This window comes from Cyanobium sp. BA20m-14 (genome assembly GCF_024346295.1).
This window is the reverse complement of sequence record NZ_JAGQCR010000050.1, coordinates 1-15,901: the sequence shown is the minus strand read 5'-3', so window position 1 is coordinate 15,901 and position 15,901 is coordinate 1. Positions and strand designations below refer to the sequence as shown.

Sequence of the window (15,901 nt, the reverse complement as noted above, 5' to 3'; positions counted from 1 at the left end):
CGGCTGGCCGTTGGGGGTGGGGTTCTCTGCCGTCCCCAGATGGCTGCCCCGCTTTCCCGCTCTGCCCTCCGTGCCCGCGATGCCCTGGTGCTCCAGCACCTGCCTCTGGCTGATGCCGTTGCTTCAGCTGTAGCCCGCCGCTTCTTCCCTTTGGTCGAGCGGGAGGATCTGATCCAGGTAGCTAGAGAATCCCTGCTCCGTTCAGTGCTGCGCTGCAAAGCGGGTGAGCCAGCTGAGCCCTATCTGCGCCGCTGCATTTCAGGTGCCCTCCAGCATCACCTGCGCGATCGGGTGCGGCTGGTGCGCATCCCACGCCAGCTGCATGAGCAGGGTCAATGCCCCCTGGGTCATATCAGCCTTGATGGCCACGCCGCTGGCGAGCCCTGCCTGCTCGATCAGCTGGCCAGCCCAGAGCAAGAAGCAGCCGGCCCCGCTGATGATCTGGCGCTGGAGCAGCTAGTAGATCAGCTGCCGGCAGCTCAAGCCACGGCCCTGAGGCTCACCATCCTTGAGGGCCTATCGCTGCGGGCTGCAGCAGAGCAGCTGCAAATCAGCGCCATGTCGGTGCAGCGGGCCCAGAAGAAGGCTCTTGAGGCTCTGCGCAAGCAGCTGGTGGGTGGGGGCTGAGGCCCTCCTCCCCAGTTACTGCTCAAACACGAGCGTGGAGAGCGGCCACCAACCGCTGCCGCCTTCGTCGTAGGCCAAGGCGCTAATGGAGTGGTTCTGAGCTAAGGGGGGCTCAGATCCAGCGGCTCAGCACCGTCAGTTCAGGCCAGCAGCGGGGCGGCTGCAGCGAGCTCAGTGGTGACCGCAAACCCCACCAGCTCATGCTCCCCAAAGGAGCGCAGAAAGGGCACATCTGCAGCATCGCGGCCGCGGGCAATCAGCACCCGGCCGCAGCGCGGGATGTTGTGGCGGGCATCAAATATGTGCCAGCGGTTTTCGAGAAACACCTAAAACCAGGCAGATAAATCTACGGGCGCATTGGGTTAAAGGAGCCCCCTTAGGGTTGAAGGATGAAGCAGTTGCCGAGTAGGGCGAGACCAAGGTGGTTGGCAGTCGCCGGACAAGTGCTGGCAGCGGCCTTGTTCGTGGCGATGACAGTCAGCGTCCTGCCGGTGCTGTTAATGACAAGTCTCGTCATTGCCCTGATCTTGATTCCGGTGTTGCGTCAACTCAGGAAGGAGGCGGAACGGACCGGGTCTGTAGTGAATGTGCCGGCACGGGAGCAGATGGTCGACATCACACCCCTTCACGAGCGACTCCGTGAAGAGTTTTTGGTGTTTCGCCGTCGTGGTTGGCGCCGATAGGGGTGAACTGGGCACAGCGGCAGCAGGCAGCAATCAGTCCAGCATCCGGATCCAGACCCACCACAGCAGAGCCACCGGCACCATCGCCAGAGCCAGCACAGCTAGGCCCTGAAGCTGTTCTGAGTTCATTGGCCCCACTTTGTGCGAGTAGCAATCAGGACCGCCACAAGCTGCTGGCAGTGTGGCTCAAGGTGAAGGGCTGAGCTCGGGGCCCAGTGCAATCCTTGGCTTCTATCACTCGCCGTCACTTTTTTGGTGGCGTCGCGGGTGTCAAATCAAGGCTGTGACTAGGGTTTGAGTTGTTGCAACTGGGGCTCCCAAAACAAAGTAATAGGCAAAAATGGACTACTAAAAATCCTGATTTGCAATAGATGCATAATTATTATGGTTGCGATATTTATTACTAAATTCTACCTCCAGTTCCCTCCTGATCTGCGTGATTGCTTCCCGCACTGCGGCTTTTTCATTTTCTTCGGAGGTAATTATTTGTTTTGCAACTTCGCGAAGCATTTCAATGTCATCGCAAGCATCAATCTCGCGGAACGCTGTCTCCAGTCGGAACTTTTGCTCCAGTGAAAGTCGGTGATTGGACATGTTATTGGTGGAGCAAAGCCCCATGTAAGGGACCTTGCTGTTTATGGGTTTTACTATTGGACTTCTGAGATTGTAAAAGGGGCTGGGGGGAAGCTTGTAGGCAATGGGTCGACCTCACCATTGGCAAGAGCTCTTGCTCGGATGTACATCTGACTATCCGTTGCGCCCTGAGCTTCCATTGCGGTTGCTACCGTTGCCCAATTTTTAACTTCAGTGGACATTTGAAAGAATGAATGTCAGACCACCCAATGTTCGCGATCACGTCTTGGTGGGTGCGAGGCGGAAAGCCGCACCACTACCGAACTTCAACGATCAGCAAAAATTGTTAGTTAACACATCTCTAAATATTATAGACTTTTGTTTATGGCTCCAGCGGCTGCAGTGAGTACAGCTGCGAATGACAGACTTCCTCTAAGGACGCGGGCAGTGCATAGCAAGCAGCTCCAGGCGGCTATGGCACTGGCGCAGGACCTGCCTGAGCGCCCGGCTGTTTGGTGAGATCAAGGACCAGTAGACCCCGGCTCTCAGCCGATCTGCCCTGCGTGTCCGTAAGCCCTTGTGCTGTGGGCGCAGCAGAGGTTCAGGATTCGTTCAACAGGCTCAGTGCTTCCATCACCTGAAGGCGGATGCCGCCCAGCCGGGTCCAGGCCCGTACCGCATCCTTTCTGCTCTGGTAGGGGCGCCAGTCATCCTCAGCGATGCGGCGCTGGAAATGGGCTGCCACACGCAGGGCAACGGCGACATCGCTTCGCCTTACCAATCGCAGCGTTTTCCCTCCGATCACCACATCAGCAGGCATAGCGTTGTGGAGCAATCAGGAATTGACCAGGCTCATTCTCTGTCCTCCCCAGCCCCCTCTCGAACCAGAATCGGGAAACAGCCTTTGGTCCATTCACCAGAATATGCATCGTCACCGCAGTAATTAATAGTCCCATCATGCGCTGCTGCTGTGCCAACAACCTTTTGCCCGGTGTCAACTACGTACGCGCCAGCCTATCTAATTGTCGCCGTGCAAACCTTTGGCTTCAGGGAGAAAACTTCCGCAGGCCGGCAGCCGTAGGTGATCAGGTCCCACGTAGGCCACGAACACTTGTGCCCTGCTCACCAGCTACATCTGGGCGGATGATTGAGATCTGTTTAGAGCCGATGAAGTCTGGCCTGCTCTGCGGCGGCCCGGAACACCAGGCTGTGGCGCTCTACGAGTGGCTCCAATAGGTCGTAGCCGCCACCTATCACGGTGGCAATTGGGATGCCGCGCCTTAGGCAGGCATTGAGCACAAGCCGGTCGCGGTTTAGTAGCCCTTCGCTACTTAGGCAGAGCCGTCCGAGGCGATCGTCTCTATGGGGATCCACCCCTGCGTTGTAGAGCACTAGTTGGGGCCGATGCTGATCGAGCAGGTCGGGAATTAGATCGCCGATAGCTCTGATGTAGTCAAGGTCTTCCACCCCATCGTCAAGGTCGACGTCGACGTCGCTGCTCTGTTTACGCAGCGGAAAGTTGCTGGCGCAGTGGACGGAGAAAGTGAACACCCGTGGGTCCGTAGCAAAGATCGCCGCTGTGGCATCACCCTGGTGCACGTCGAGATCGACCACCATTAACCGTTCCACGGCGCCCTCGGCCAGGAGCACACGGGCCGTCACGGCGCAGTCGTTGAAGATGCAAAAGCCACTGCCGTAATCAGAGAAGGCATGGTGAGTGCCGCCGGCAAGGTGGCAGGCCACCCCGTAGCGAAGCGCCAATCGGGCTGTGAGCACCGTCCCCCCAACCGCCAGCCAGGTGCGCTGCACTAAGGGAGTGGTGGCGGGAAGACCGATACGGCGCTGATCGGCGGCACTGAGTTTGTCTCTGGCGAAAGCCTCGTGGTAACTGCGTTGATGTACCAGCTCGAGCCAGCGGCGGGGTGCTGGTAGAGGTGTGTGCAGCTGGCTCGGCGACGCTATCCCCTTCTTCAGCAGCAGGGAGTGGAGCTGCTGGAATTTCGCCATCGGAAAGCGATGGCTGCTCGGCAGCGGAGCTGAATAGGCCGGGTGGTAGACGATCGGAGGGCCCAGGGCAGAGTCCTTCTCAGCGACGATCTCAGAGAAATAATTTAGAAGGCCAGGACCGCCATCCACCCGCTGATGGAAGCACTCAGGACTGAGCACCATCAGGGATTGCAAGAGGATCTGGCAGCCCCTGGCTGATCGCAAGGGCGCGCTTGTGGATGGCGCTTGAGGTCTGGCCGGCAGCCTCCATGGCAGTGCGCATGTTCTGCCAGTAGTGCAGTTTTTGCTCTTGAGTCATTAGGGCTACTGCGATTTCAGGCGCAAACGGCCTCTCTGCCGCGGCGCCGGCCCAGCGGTTCGATCCATTCGTGCACCACAACCTTGTGCTGAACAAGACGACCTGGCAGGCGGCAGCCAAGGTTGATCTGCCCCTCGTCCATTAGGCGCCCCAACCGAATCGCCAGGGCTTCTTCGTGGCGGGCAAAGGCGCCTTGGTGGGAGGCAACCCAGGAGATCTCATTCTCCGTGATCACACCGCTGGAGAGGGACTCCAGAAAGACTTCTCCGACAGTCATGAGAGCCATGTAACGACTTCGTTACATGCTGCCGCGCCCGGTCTCGCTGTGTGGCTCGAGCGGGCTCGGGGGCTGGCTTAAGCCGGCGACTGGCTAGGGCACACCAGTCCTTGCAAAAGCGTTGGGGCTCAGTAATTGGAGGCTTTACCCCCTCCCTGCACTTCCGCTGCGTTGTGGTTCTCCAGCCAGGCATCAGGTCGCCTTTGGTCACCCGGTAGCCCAGCTGGCGGTCAGTGCCTATCAGCTCCTGGCGGCTATGGCACTAGCGGTCGACCTGCTGAAGCACCCGGCGGCTTTCAGGCGACATCGAAAACTGAGCCACCCAGCAGACGATCCATAGAGCAATCCACCTGGGGTCAGTCCTTGTTCCGCTCGCGCCGTAAGGGGATGCGGTTTGGTATCGACCCGCCAATGGGTTTCTACGCTGCAGCGATGCCCTCAGACCTCAAGCACCCCGCCACTGGCGATTTGATCGTGTTGGCGGGCGATGAGCAGCTTTGGCGGGTCGGCTGGCATGGGGCACCCATCTTGGTCGTCACCAAGGGCGGGCCGGTTGGCCGATCCCAAATGCAAAACCTGGAACAAGGTGGGGGATATGAAGCTTGTGCCCTGGCTAGAAGCAGGCAGCTGAGCCAAGCGCTCCTCACCAGGAGTAGAACGGCTGTACTGCTGCCGAAGCTAAGATGTTGGCCGACCTGCCCATTGGAGGACCTGTCCCCTACCGCCAGGGCTCATTAGGTGAGGACTTAGATCTCCATGCTGCACTGATTCCCAACCCGATCTGCACCTTTTACATGCGGGTCAGCGCCAATCGACTGCGCCAGCATGGAATTCAGGACGGCGACCTGATGGTGATCGATCGCAGTGTCGAACCCTGCTCCGGCCATGTCGTTGTCGTAGACCATCAGGGCAGCTTCCTGCTGCGGCAGCTGCTGCGTCAGGGGGAGCAGTGGTTACTTAAGCCGGTGGGGCCAGGAGAGGCAGCAGTTCCTTTGGACCTGGAGGTCTTTGATCGCTCAGGGCGAGTTGAATCTCAATTCGTGTTGCCAGTCATCTAGTGTTGCCTCAGTCAATTTGTTCCTTTGGCGTCGGCATCCAGCTCTGCTGAAAGCCGGCTCCAGCGTCAGCGGCGCAGGCAGCTGCTGGAGGCAGCCCGTAGCCGCTACCAGTTGCTCAGTTACCAGGAGAAGGGTGCCCTGGTGGATGAACTGGTGGAACTCAGCGGGTATCACCGCAAATCGGTGCTGCGGGGGCTGCACCAGGGCGAGGATTTCGGCTTCGCGGCCAGCGATAGGTAGCAGGGAGGGGTTGGTCACAGGTTTGAGATAATCAAAGAGTGGCAATGCGCTGGCGAATCAGCGGCACTGAATAACTTGCAAGCTGCTGAGAGAGGATGGTTTGACCGCGCTCCCAAGCAGATCGGCGCGACAAAAGCTCCAAATCATCAAACCAAGCTGATTTGGTCATCTGGCCTACATGGAGGCGTATGTGATAGACATAATCAGAAATTAGTACGCCTGCTGCACTACTTGTAACCGCGATCATCATGCCCACATCTTCACCTTGTGGCAGACCCATCCAGCCTCCGACATACTATAGCAGGGCAGCCTGTACAAGCAGGGTGGTTGGCCCCAAGGGAAGGCTGTCATGGGGGGATGGCCAGGCTCGCCAGACATCACCCGCCAGGCATAGTCCAGCGGCCACAATGGCGGGATCGTTTTTTAGATCATCGGTGCAATAACCGGCTGCCCACAGGGCCCCAGCCTGGCCATTGATTGCGGCCAGGCGCTTGTCGATGGAATGGGGGTAAAGCCAGTCGTCGTCGTCAGCACTGGTGATCCACTCTCCCCGAGCAACAAGCAGGCCAAGATTGCGAGCTGCCGCCTGACCAATCGGCCGGGCAGAAGCAATCACTGTGGCGTTGGCGGCAAGCTCGGCAGGAAGGGCTTCGAGGTCGTTGCCATCAACGACAATCACATGTTCAATATTGCAGCTATTTTCTGCTAGACTGCGATTTAGATTGCTCAGCATAGACAATCGATCAGGCAAAAGCCTGGTCGGTGTAATGACACTAACGGTCGTCAAATTAGTTGAATTATCGCGAGCTCTTTCATCCTAGGAGTTTGTTGCCAATAAAGCATAGAGGGGCCGAGCTGACGGCAGATCGCAGCTAGCCGAACGACCGCAGCTCTGTTCTTCTGACTTTTTTGGCCCCTATCGATGTTGGAATGGCTCAGTCCTGGCCTCATTGCCAGGGTTACTGCACCTCATCCCGTTGCTACAGCCAGCTCCTGCTGCTGTGATCGGCGGTATCTGAATAATTTGAGCAGGTTGTGGGTGGCGGCAATCAGGTGCTACTCGCCGTTCACCTTCTCCAATCCCCGCAGCAGGAAGCGCCGCAAACCCCGACATTCCTTGATCTGCCCGTTCACCGGTTCCACGATCGCTTTGCGCTGGGTGTAGATTCTCGATCCCTTCTTGCTCCTGAGCCCGATGCCATTCGAGACGCCGTCTTGGCGATTCACGATGCGTTCATCGCGGGCTCACCTCTTGCTCAAGCAATTGATGCTGCACTGGCCGGTGATGAGCTGAGCAGTGACGCGGAGAAAGGAGTGATCGATTGGCCAGCTCTGGTGGAGCGGTTCAAGGCGAGAAAGCTGAGTAGCGGTGCCATCAAGCTGCGGACGTGGACCAGCTTCTACCAACGGCGCATGACTGAACTGCTGGCCACCTTTGAGAGCAAGAGACCGCCAAACAACCCCCGTGAGCTGTTGGAGGCCGTGACTGCCCGCTGGTCCAAGCGACCCGGCACCCGTGGTCGGCAGATGCAGGTGCAGCAGACCGCAGCTTTGCTGCGCTGGGGGGTCGACAACGGCACCTTGGCCCAGGAGTGGGCACCACCGCTTGACCTTGATCCCTATGTCGGTCGCAAGCGAGAAGAGAAGACCATCACTACCCCGGTGGAAGTGCAGCACATCCTGGAGTTGGTGGATGCCATCCCTGATGCACGGTGGCGGTTTGCCTTCCAGCTGCTGGCGGCCTATGGCCTCAGGCCGGAGGAGCTTCAGCACCTTCAGATTCGAAGCGACCGAATGTGGTGCAACTACAGAAAGAGCACCAGTCGTGGCGAGACCCAGCCCAGGCTCCTGCGCCTGCTTCCCTGTGACGATTGGGCTGAGAGTTGGAATCTGCTGGAGACGTTCAAGAGCCAGCCTTTGCCACCGATGCGTCCTGGCTATGGCGCCGAGGATATGGGTGTCTACATGCGTCGCCGCCGCCGCTGGAAGGAGCTTCGCCAGGACTACGAAGCTGCAGGAGAGAAGCTCGTTCTTTATTCGGCAAGGCATGGCTACGCGCACCGTGCCCATCTGATCTGTGAACCCCCCGCCCAAGGTCGCTGCTGCCGCTATGGGGCACAGCGTCGAGACCCACTTGGCGTCCTACAGCAAGTGGTGTGGCGATGAAGTGGTCGACGACGCTTTTGAGCGGGCCGCGAGACGTCTCGGCCGATAAACGTTGCCGATGCGATCCACAACACTTGCCTGGTTCTGCTGGCGGAGTTTCTCGACGCACCCTTGGAGTGAGCCGTCCTGCAGCCAGGCCGCAGAAGCAGGTTCAAAGTCACACTGGGCAACCTATCGCTCCCGCGCTCGAACTACTAAGCAACCCAGCACTCTCCCTAGCTGTCTTCCAGTAGGAGTGATAAGTTGCTTGCAAAGACCCCAAGCGGGACTAATCGCTCCCATCCACCATGAATGCCAAAGAGCTAAGGCTGGCCCAGATGGATGCGGTGCTTCAAGGCACCGCCAGTCATCCTGTGCCGCCGCGCCCGCCGGCGGGCTGGCTGCGGGCTATCCGCGAGGCCCTGGGAATGACCTCCGGCGTGCTGGCAGAACGCCTTGGCGTGACGGCTTCTGGGGCTCGCAAGCTGGAGCAGGCAGAAGCGGTCGATGCCATCACACTCGGCACCCTGCGGCGGGTGGCCGAGGCCCTCGAATGCGATCTTCAGTACGCCCTGGTGCCAAGGCGGCCGCTGCGGGAGATGCGGTGGAGGCAGGCCATGCGGTTAGCTCAGCAGTGGCAGCAGCGAGCCGGTCGCACCATGGCGCTGGAGGCACAGCCGATTGGATCGCCTTCGGCGGGTACGCAGGAGCGGCTCGAAGCCATGGCCGAGGAGATCCTGCGCACCAGCGGCACCCGGCTGTGGGATTGAACGTCGGCCTACCGGCCGGGGCGACGCAGCTCGATGGCGAGGAGCTGGAGGGGCTGCTGCCCTCTCATCTGGTGAGCCGCAGCCAGCTCAACGAATGGGAGCAGCAAAACCTCGAGGCCGCCCTGCACTGGCTGACCCGCCAGCGTCAGCACCGGCCGCTGGAAGAGAGCTGGCTGCGGCGTCTGCATCGCGAAATGTTCGGCCAGAGCTGGCGCTGGGCCGGTCAGTACCGCAGCAGCGACAAGAGCATCGGTGCCGACTGGAGGCAGATCCGCATGCAGGTGCCGGCATTGCTGGCCGACATCGCCTTTCAGGTGGAACACCAGGTGGATCCGGTGGATCGAATCGCCATCCGTTTCCATCACCGGCTGGTTTCTATCCACCCATTCCCCAATGGCAACGGCCGCCATGCGCGCCTGATCGCTGATGTCTTGATCGAGCAGATAGGGGCAACTCGCTTCTCCTGGGGAGGCAGCAGCTCCCTGGTCGATACCTCAGGCCTGCGCCAGCAATACATCGCCGCTCTCCAGCAGGCCGACCGTGGTGACTTAGGCGCCCTGCTCGACTTTGCGCGCGCGCGCTGAGCAATCGCCGCAGGGCTCCGGTCGAATTCCTTGAGCGCACCTCTAGGTGCGACAACGGCCGTCCTTCAGCGTGCCACGGCTGGGCCGTGGCGTGCATTGGCCAGCCGCCGCCGCCCTCCGCTCTGGGGCCGGTGATTTAGGGGTGGCAGGCAGGGCCACTTCCCCGCGGCTGCGGTGGCCGGGCATTCGCCCGCGCTGATGGGGAAGGTGCACGGCGACAATTAGGCAACGCGCCCGCCTACGTAGTTGACACAGGGCAATTGGGCGTAAGCCTCCATCTCGAGGTGAGCCAGGCGGATGGTGATCTCCTGCTCAAACAGCGGGCGGAGTTGCCGCCATCGCTTCTGGATCGGGAAGTATTCGGGACTCAAGGGTGCTCAGGTAGTGAGTGCCCCCAGTGGGGCGGTGGGTTTCCCGCTGGCCGTGGGCTCCGGTGACACCGGACCTGGCGCTGGGATGATGTAGTTCCGCCACCTACCGTGGTGGTGCATGCGGTGCATCACCTCAATAAGCCGCGCTTAAGGAAGATCTGACTAGCAGTTGAGGCCTGTCACCTCCTGGGAGGGACACCTGATGGTTCTGGATGGGAATGGCCTGCGGCTTTCCTGCTGCGGCGTCCTGGGTGAGGGATCAGGTCCCAGGGCCTGGCGCTCACAAGCAATCCAGAAGCAATAGCATTGTTAACCCGACTTCTTTAACTCGGCACTACGAGTCTTGGCCCACTTTGACATTGACAAACTGATTGCTTCTAAATTCCACTGGTGTGGACTATTGCGACTACACCCTTTTGATCTGTAGTGAATTCCTGGTTTCAGCAATCCAGCAAGACGCAGCCGCCTTAATGTCTCTCGGCTGACTCCCATCCTAAAGCAGCAGTCTGTCGTTGGAACCCACAAATGAGCATCCGAGATTAATTTAGCCATTGCATTATCTAATGCTAACAACAACCATTGATTGCTGTTGCGGACTCGTTGAACTTATTGGCCGATGGGCAATCGGAGGGCAAGGCCTTGTGCCAGTTCTCGCCTGCGTAGGACACGACAGAATCAATCATTGCGGCGCAGTCGATCTCAGCTATGGGGGTGTGCCACTTTCTACTAGTTGTGGCCGCTTGCATTGGCACGCGCGAATGCTTCCGCAGTGCTCGCTGAGCTAGCCCACCGATATTCCCTTAGATGACATTCGAGGGGATGCCCCATAGCCATGGCCATCGAGCCGGCGTCAATGCCAAGGCAATGTCCCCGCAGGCTGTAGGAGTGACGCAGCGAATATGGAGAAAGGGACTCGCCCTTTTCCTTTTGTGCGGCCTTGAGTTCTCGCCAATATGGCCTGCGCTCCAGGTAGGTAGCAATACAGTCACCTGGACTGGTACCGCTTGACAAGGATGGCAGTAGTACATTTCCCGATCGCCAACGACCAAGCAAGGCACTATCGCTGCGAACCCCAGCATCATTTACTGCAACATTACGCAAAGCTAAGGGGTATAATCGTCGAGGGTTGGTTACGCCACCGCCGGAGCGCTTTCGGTAGTTGCACCACCAGAATTCTGTTCCATCAGCTTTGTCCTCCTTCACTGAAAGGTGCAACAGCTCAATTGGACGAAGACCAAGAATCGCCATCAGGTAAATTGCATCACCCCAGCGTGATCCGGCTGAGTCGGCCGGAAAGCTATCAATAAGTTTGCTGATTTCAATGTCTGTGAGTGTCGCAGCCTCTCGTCTTAAGGTCCCTGAGGGATTGCGCCCAACGAGGTCAGCGAGGCTGGGTGGTGGCGTCCAAATAGAAGGGAAGCCCTCACGTGCAACGCAATGCCTCAGGAATTGGGCCAGGTTCTGAGCACGTATTTCGCGTGTGCGAGATCCTGGTATCCATTTCTTAATGCAGGCTTCAATAAGCTCACCAGATGAAGTGGCCGGAGAGTTGCTGCTAAGTAAACGGAGAGCGTCGTTAAGTACTGGCTCGTACTTTAGGTTCCAGGTTTCTTGCTTTATCGTGTTTCCATGATTTAGTTTTTGATCCTTAAATCTCTCCATGGCATTACTCCAGTCTCCCGTTACGCATGGGTGCTCAGCGACTGCACCTACTGCCAACAGCTGGTGAGGCTTGCTCCGAAATACGGCCTCAGCTGCCTCTGAGAGATTCTCGCCTGCCTCTAAACGTATGGCGATGGCATCGCAAATACGAACAATGTCCGGGACGGATGCCTGACACCAATCAAGCGGAAGCTTGACCGATGGCCTGGATGTCCCAATTCGGATCTGGAGCTTGACAGTTCCACGATGTCCTGTCAGTGACCAAGAACGACGGCCAGGGTTTGCAGTCACCGTTGAGCGGAGGGCCAATACCCATGGCTCCACGAGCTTGCCGGACTTGGCGACGGTGACGGGCATAAGGGCCAGACGTGGGAGCTGAGCGGGAGCTGGGAGACTGCCACAACATGCTGATTGTGGCAGCTTGTGGCGGCAAGACCCGTTGCAGCAACTAGTATAAGACCAGAAACGCTAGCCACGACTAGCCAGCAGCAGTTGCTTTGGGAGCACTAGGTCGCAGGTTCGAATCCTGTCGCCCCGATTGACTTTTCACCGGTTGACCAAGGGAGATGCGCACAAAATGCGCACAATCTCCTGGGTTCTCGCTTCCTCCGCGACGGAAGCGAGAGCTCTTTGAGCCTGCTGCGAGAAAGCAAAAGGGCTCTGCAGAGGGCGAAAGGGGCTTGGGCTATGCCCGAGAGATCGCATGGATCTGAGTTTTTTCCTGCCACCCCTGGTTTCGAGGATCCCCCAGGCTCCTCTTCCTGCCAGTCAGCACCTCAACGGGTCAGCGCCTAATCATTTCCAGCACCACGACACCCCTGGCAACCCCTGCTACAAGCGCAGCCGCAACTGCTACAGGCTCCTGCAGGCCTTGGAAGCCATCAGAGAAGCCCTTATGGCCGGCGGCTGTCTCGGGTGCTCGTCACACCCGAACAGCTGTCCTGGGGCCGGGTCGGGATGGATCAGGCCACCCGCTACGGCCTAGTGCAAGCAACACGGCACCCGCCGGGTTGCTGCTGGTGGAGTTCCTGGATGTGCCCTGGGGCTTAACAAGAGAGCGCAGCGAGGGCTCCAGGCGTCGTCGGCTGTTCTGAACTTGCCACAGCTGCGCCGTGGCTGACGTCAGACAGCCGCCGCCGCCCTCCGCCCCTGCCCTGGGGTGCGGGGATGGAGCGCAAGGGGGGCATGCCCGCGGCTGCGGTGGCGTGGCTACCGGCTGCCGGTGGCTGGCTGGAGTGAGGCCCCAGCTTTCCTCGCGCGGCTGTGCGAGCACAGGTCAGTTCTGATCGGATCTGGTGGCCTTAATTCTTAGTAGGCCTAGACCGCAGGGCATGGCCTTGCTCTCCGCAGATCCATTGCCCTGCCGTAGTTTTAGTCATCCACAAGTGCACTTGTACTGGTAGAATAAGGGCTGCGCCAAAGGCCCCAAGCCCATCGCCTGCGGTAATCCAATCCCTGATCTCGCCATCACTGCTCTATTGCTTTAAACAGCTGTGATGCCCCGATCAGTTGTCACATCTGGCAGCTGATTCATGGATCTTTATCTCTCATCTAGCCCTGAAATAGCCCCATCCCACTCGCTTGTGATCGCAGCCGGGGGTGGTCGTGATCTGGCCTGGCCCCAGCAGCGGGTTGCCGCTGAGCTGCTCGCCCGCAGCAGTGGCCGCCTTGTTCACCTGCTCCTCCATGGCGGTGCCCGCGGCGCTGATGCCGCTATTGGTCGCGCTGCCCAGCAGCTGGGTTGGTCAGCCCTGGTGATGCCGGCCCAGTGGCAGCTCCATGGCCGGGCCGCCGGGCCAATTCGCAATCGCGAGCTGCTCCAGCAGGCCATTGCCAAAGCCGTGGCCCACACCTCCCCGGGCTCGCTCACGTCAGTGCTGGTAGTGGCCTTCCCCGGTGGTGCCGGCACGGCCTCGCTGGTGAGAGAAGCCCGCCGCATGGCGTCGCGTTCTCCGGTGCCGATTGCCGTGGTCGAGGTCAGCCCAGCTGCCGGGCTCTGCGCCGTGCCAGTCGGTGTCGGCTGCTCCTGATCACCCAGCACCACAAGCCTTTGGCGCCCCTGGTGGTCCGGTCCGTTCTTTCCATCTCCATCGTTTTCTCATCCTCATGGCTGTTCTCACTCCCATCCAGGCCGCTGCCGTCAAACCGCTAGCGGCTCCTCCAGCTGCAGGCCCCGCCTGCTCCCTGCAGCGCTCCGGTTCCCTCTGGCAGCTGGGCAGCGAGGCCCAGGAGCTCACTACCGCTATCTCCCAGCTAGCCGAGCAGCTGGAAGCTGATGATCCCGAGCAGCGCGCTCTGGCCCTGGCCGAGTTGGAGGCAGCCCTACTGGCAGAAGAGGGCAATAAGCAGGCCCTCGCCGCCAAAGCAGATGCCACCTGCTGGGTAATTGAGCACCTGCGCGGCCAGTCCACCTACCGCCAGCAGCAGGCCAAGCGCCTCGCCGATTTAGCCCGCTCTGATGCCGGCAGGGCTGATGCCCTGGAGGAATCGCTGATCTTTGTCCTTACCCAGCTGCAGCCGGCGGCTACGCGCTTCTCCTTCCCCGATCACGAGCTCACAAGCCGCAAGTCCCAGTCCGTAGTGATCGACGACGATGAGGCCCTCGATGCCGAGTGGCTCACTTTCTCCACCACCAGCAAGCCAGACAAAAACGCCATCAAAGAAGCCCTTAAAGCCGGCCGCCAGATCACAGGCGCTCAGCTGCTCAACCGCCGCTCCTGGCGCATCCACTGACGGGGGGCAGAGCCCCCCTCGATATGGGTCTGCTGCAAGGGCGGGCCCATCCCCCTTCCACCCAAATCACCTCTCACATCTCAGTATTCCCATGACCACCGCTGTCTTCTCCACCGAGCAGATCGCTGCTCTTTCCGCTCCACTAGATCGCGCCAAGGTCCAAACCCGCAGCCAGGCCGGCCGCTCCCTGGCCTATTTGGAGGGGTAGCAAGCGATTGCAGAAGCCAACCGCATCTTTGGCTTTGACGGCTGGCAACGCGAAACCATTGCCGTGCAGTGCGTCTCTGAGCGGGAGCGCACCCTGGGCAGCAGCAACCGTGCCGGCTGGGGTGTCACCTACACCGCCCGGGTGCGCATCAGCGTTGGAGATGTCATACGAGAAGGCAGCGGCGCCGGCCACGGCATCGACGTCGACTTGGGCCAGGCCCACGAATCTGCCCTCAAGGAGGCCGAAACCGACGCCATGAAGCGCGCCCTGATGACCTTTGGCAATCCCTTTGGTCTGGCGCTCTACGACAAGCAGCAGCGGGAGGTCACCAGCTCGGCCACTCCGGCCTCTAACGCCAACCCCAGCAGCAGGCCAGCAGAAGTGGCGCCTGGGCGCGAGTCCCAATCGACTGCTCAGCGAGAGATAGATCCCAGCCTTGATCCGCTTGATCCAGGCACGATTCACCAGCTACACAGCACCATTCGCTCCCTGCCTCGCCCGGCACTGGAAGGTCTCACCAAGGCATTCCGCAAGCGTTTTCAGGTGCCGCCAGATGCACCCTCAATTGCTGATCGCATCAGCCAGCGCCGCCATCACGAATGGATTGAGGCCTTCCTTGTGCAACAACAGCAGCTGGTGGCCTGAGCATCAGCGCTGCAGCAACCAGCGCAGCAGCGACAGGCCGATGATCAGGCCGATGCCGGTGTTCCAGAGCCGGGACGGACGCTCGGCTAACCGCTGCAGCCAGCCCTGCCGCTACGACCGTTGGAGCCAGAGCCTGGAGGTGACTTTTGGAGAGGTGATGCCCAGCGGGGAGCCACCGCTGCTGAAACACCGCAGGGAGCTGATGCGAAATGAGGCAATCAAGCTCTGGGCCCAGAAGCGCAGAGCCGGCTGGCAGGCCTGCGAGCCGCAGTGGATCCCACCGCAGCCGCCCAGGGTTTGAGTGAATGCGCCGTTGGCGGATCGGCCCGTCAGCATGGGGATACTCGTGTTCACCCGTGCTCCTGAACCCCTTCTTTCCGTTCAGCACTGCCAAGGTGCTGAGCCTCAAGGCCACCGTGCTGCTGCTGCTCACCCTGCTGGTGTGCCTTGCCGAGAAGGCTGATCAAACAGAGGTGCAATCTACGGTGGGGACATGAGTAAGAGCACGCCAAAAAGCGTGCTGGCTCCTACATCATCAAGTCATCAACCAGCTCAAGCTCGTGGAGGATATACAGAGTAAAATCGATATTTGCTTTAATTCAAAACCTATTCCAGAGACCATGAACCCGAGTCGCCTTTATCTCATTTTTTCCGCAGCTGGGCTGCTGCCAATTGCGCTTAGCTACGGAATTGACCCAAATCGGATCCTCCCAAATCTCTTGAAAATTCAACCTATGGGAGGGGATTTAGTTCACATCCTTAGGGCCGTGATGGGTCTCTACCTTGCAATCCTTGCCCTTTGGCTATTAGGCGCGATCCGTGGCGGATCATTGATGCGTACAGCTATAATTAGCGAGATAGTATTTATGTCTGGATTAGCAGCCGGCAGACTTCTTGACATGCTTCTAAACGGCTGGCCAAGTCCAATCCTAATTGTGTATACCGTTGCAGAGTTGGTGTTGGCCTCATTGGGAATTCTTTGTTTGTTCAGTCATGACAGAAATTCTGAAGCCACCGTTG

Annotated in this window: 22 protein-coding genes; 13 read left to right on the top strand and 9 right to left on the bottom strand. The window is 59.5% G+C overall.

The genetic code is table 11. From position 1 onward, the window contains the following. Positions 1–39 precede the first annotated feature (39 nt). Positions 40–627 carry a sigma-70 family RNA polymerase sigma factor gene (locus KBZ07_RS06715; protein ID WP_254930883.1) on the top strand — a complete coding sequence of 196 codons (588 nt, stop codon included), beginning with the start codon at positions 40–42 and terminating at the stop codon, positions 625–627. A gap of 140 nt (positions 628–767) precedes the next feature. On the opposite strand, the gene KBZ07_RS06710 is transcribed toward KBZ07_RS06715, so the two are convergent. Then, the gene (locus KBZ07_RS06710) at positions 768–953 is read right to left on the bottom strand and encodes a hypothetical protein (RefSeq protein WP_254930879.1); all 186 of its coding nucleotides are present in this window, start codon (positions 951–953) and stop codon (positions 768–770) included. A gap of 174 nt (positions 954–1,127) precedes the next feature. Between KBZ07_RS06710 and KBZ07_RS06705 the strand changes: the two genes are divergently transcribed. Further along, complete coding sequence (locus tag KBZ07_RS06705; protein WP_254930878.1) at positions 1,128–1,310, top strand: hypothetical protein; 183 nt, start codon at positions 1,128–1,130, stop codon at positions 1,308–1,310. Positions 1,311–1,658: 348 nt separating this feature from the next. Here KBZ07_RS06705 and KBZ07_RS06700 read toward each other — a convergent pair whose 3' ends face one another. The 4 genes from KBZ07_RS06700 to KBZ07_RS06685 form a co-directional block, all read right to left on the bottom strand. Further along, positions 1,659–1,904: a hypothetical protein gene (locus KBZ07_RS06700; protein WP_254930877.1), complete on the bottom strand. Its 246-nt coding sequence runs from the start codon at positions 1,902–1,904 to the stop codon at positions 1,659–1,661. A 580-nt stretch (positions 1,905–2,484) separates the two neighbouring features. Continuing rightward, complete coding sequence (locus tag KBZ07_RS06695) at positions 2,485–2,703, bottom strand: hypothetical protein (protein WP_254930876.1); 219 nt, start codon at positions 2,701–2,703, stop codon at positions 2,485–2,487. Between the two features lie 338 nt (positions 2,704–3,041). Next, entirely contained in the window at positions 3,042–3,956 is a 915-nt protein-coding gene (locus KBZ07_RS06690) for a histone deacetylase (protein ID WP_254930882.1), read from the bottom strand. Between the two features lie 248 nt (positions 3,957–4,204). Then, positions 4,205–4,465, bottom strand: coding sequence for a hypothetical protein (locus KBZ07_RS06685; protein ID WP_254930875.1), 261 nt, complete (start codon positions 4,463–4,465; stop codon positions 4,205–4,207). A 683-nt stretch (positions 4,466–5,148) separates the two neighbouring features. On the opposite strand from KBZ07_RS06685, the gene KBZ07_RS06680 reads away from it, so the two are divergent. Both KBZ07_RS06680 and KBZ07_RS06675 read left to right on the top strand, forming a co-directional pair. Then, a complete protein-coding gene (locus KBZ07_RS06680; RefSeq protein ID WP_254930874.1) occupies positions 5,149–5,523 on the top strand; it encodes a LexA family transcriptional regulator in 375 nt (124 codons plus the stop codon). Positions 5,524–5,547: 24 nt separating this feature from the next. Then, on the top strand, positions 5,548–5,763 hold the full coding sequence (locus KBZ07_RS06675) for a hypothetical protein (protein ID WP_254930873.1): 216 nt from the start codon (positions 5,548–5,550) through the stop codon (positions 5,761–5,763). A gap of 31 nt (positions 5,764–5,794) precedes the next feature. On the opposite strand, the gene KBZ07_RS06670 is transcribed toward KBZ07_RS06675, so the two are convergent. From KBZ07_RS06670 to KBZ07_RS06660, 3 genes are all read right to left on the bottom strand, one after another. Continuing rightward, positions 5,795–6,043 (bottom strand): hypothetical protein, encoded by a 249-nt coding sequence (locus KBZ07_RS06670; RefSeq protein WP_254930872.1) that lies wholly within the window; start codon positions 6,041–6,043, stop codon positions 5,795–5,797. A 15-nt stretch (positions 6,044–6,058) separates the two neighbouring features. Then, entirely contained in the window at positions 6,059–6,496 is a 438-nt protein-coding gene (locus KBZ07_RS06665; protein WP_254930881.1) for a glycosyltransferase, read from the bottom strand. A 323-nt stretch (positions 6,497–6,819) separates the two neighbouring features. Further along, positions 6,820–6,990: a transposase gene (locus tag KBZ07_RS06660; protein WP_254930871.1), complete on the bottom strand. Its 171-nt coding sequence runs from the start codon at positions 6,988–6,990 to the stop codon at positions 6,820–6,822. On the opposite strand from KBZ07_RS06660, the gene KBZ07_RS06655 reads away from it, so the two are divergent. The 3 genes from KBZ07_RS06655 to KBZ07_RS06645 all read left to right on the top strand — a co-directional run bounded on the left by KBZ07_RS06655 (position 6,979) and on the right by KBZ07_RS06645 (position 9,262). Then, a complete protein-coding gene (locus KBZ07_RS06655) occupies positions 6,979–7,929 on the top strand; it encodes a hypothetical protein (protein WP_254930870.1) in 951 nt (316 codons plus the stop codon). The two genes, KBZ07_RS06660 and KBZ07_RS06655, sit on opposite strands and share 12 nt — an antisense overlap. Positions 7,930–8,216: 287 nt before the next feature. Further along, positions 8,217–8,678, top strand: coding sequence for a mobile mystery protein A (locus KBZ07_RS06650; protein WP_254930869.1), 462 nt, complete (start codon positions 8,217–8,219; stop codon positions 8,676–8,678). Then, positions 8,669–9,262: a mobile mystery protein B gene (locus KBZ07_RS06645; protein ID WP_254930868.1), complete on the top strand. Its 594-nt coding sequence runs from the start codon at positions 8,669–8,671 to the stop codon at positions 9,260–9,262. The genes KBZ07_RS06650 and KBZ07_RS06645 overlap by 10 nt, the downstream gene beginning before the upstream one ends. A 221-nt stretch (positions 9,263–9,483) precedes the next feature. Here the strand turns inward: KBZ07_RS06645 and KBZ07_RS06640 are convergent, their stop codons facing one another. Then, positions 9,484–9,633 (bottom strand): hypothetical protein, encoded by a 150-nt coding sequence (locus KBZ07_RS06640; protein ID WP_254930867.1) that lies wholly within the window; start codon positions 9,631–9,633, stop codon positions 9,484–9,486. 3,245 nt (positions 9,634–12,878) lie between these two features. On the opposite strand from KBZ07_RS06640, the gene KBZ07_RS06635 reads away from it, so the two are divergent. From KBZ07_RS06635 to KBZ07_RS06610, 6 genes are all read left to right on the top strand, one after another. Beyond that, positions 12,879–13,325, top strand: a complete 447-nt coding sequence (locus KBZ07_RS06635; RefSeq protein WP_254930866.1) for a DUF2493 domain-containing protein — start codon at positions 12,879–12,881, stop codon at positions 13,323–13,325. A gap of 76 nt (positions 13,326–13,401) precedes the next feature. After that, the gene (locus KBZ07_RS06630; RefSeq protein ID WP_254930865.1) at positions 13,402–14,028 is read left to right on the top strand and encodes a siphovirus Gp157 family protein; all 627 of its coding nucleotides are present in this window, start codon (positions 13,402–13,404) and stop codon (positions 14,026–14,028) included. A gap of 214 nt (positions 14,029–14,242) precedes the next feature. Further along, the gene (locus KBZ07_RS06625) at positions 14,243–14,881 is read left to right on the top strand and encodes an RAD52 family DNA repair protein (RefSeq protein ID WP_254930880.1); all 639 of its coding nucleotides are present in this window, start codon (positions 14,243–14,245) and stop codon (positions 14,879–14,881) included. Beyond that, the gene (locus tag KBZ07_RS06620; protein ID WP_254930864.1) at positions 14,853–15,182 is read left to right on the top strand and encodes a DUF1651 domain-containing protein; all 330 of its coding nucleotides are present in this window, start codon (positions 14,853–14,855) and stop codon (positions 15,180–15,182) included. The genes KBZ07_RS06625 and KBZ07_RS06620 overlap by 29 nt, the downstream gene beginning before the upstream one ends. Positions 15,183–15,237: 55 nt before the next feature. Further along, positions 15,238–15,378 carry a hypothetical protein gene (locus tag KBZ07_RS06615; protein WP_254930863.1) on the top strand — a complete coding sequence of 47 codons (141 nt, stop codon included), beginning with the start codon at positions 15,238–15,240 and terminating at the stop codon, positions 15,376–15,378. A gap of 123 nt (positions 15,379–15,501) precedes the next feature. Continuing rightward, the coding region (locus KBZ07_RS06610) for a DUF4345 domain-containing protein (RefSeq protein WP_254930862.1) at positions 15,502–15,901 on the top strand (400 nt) is incomplete at its 3' end.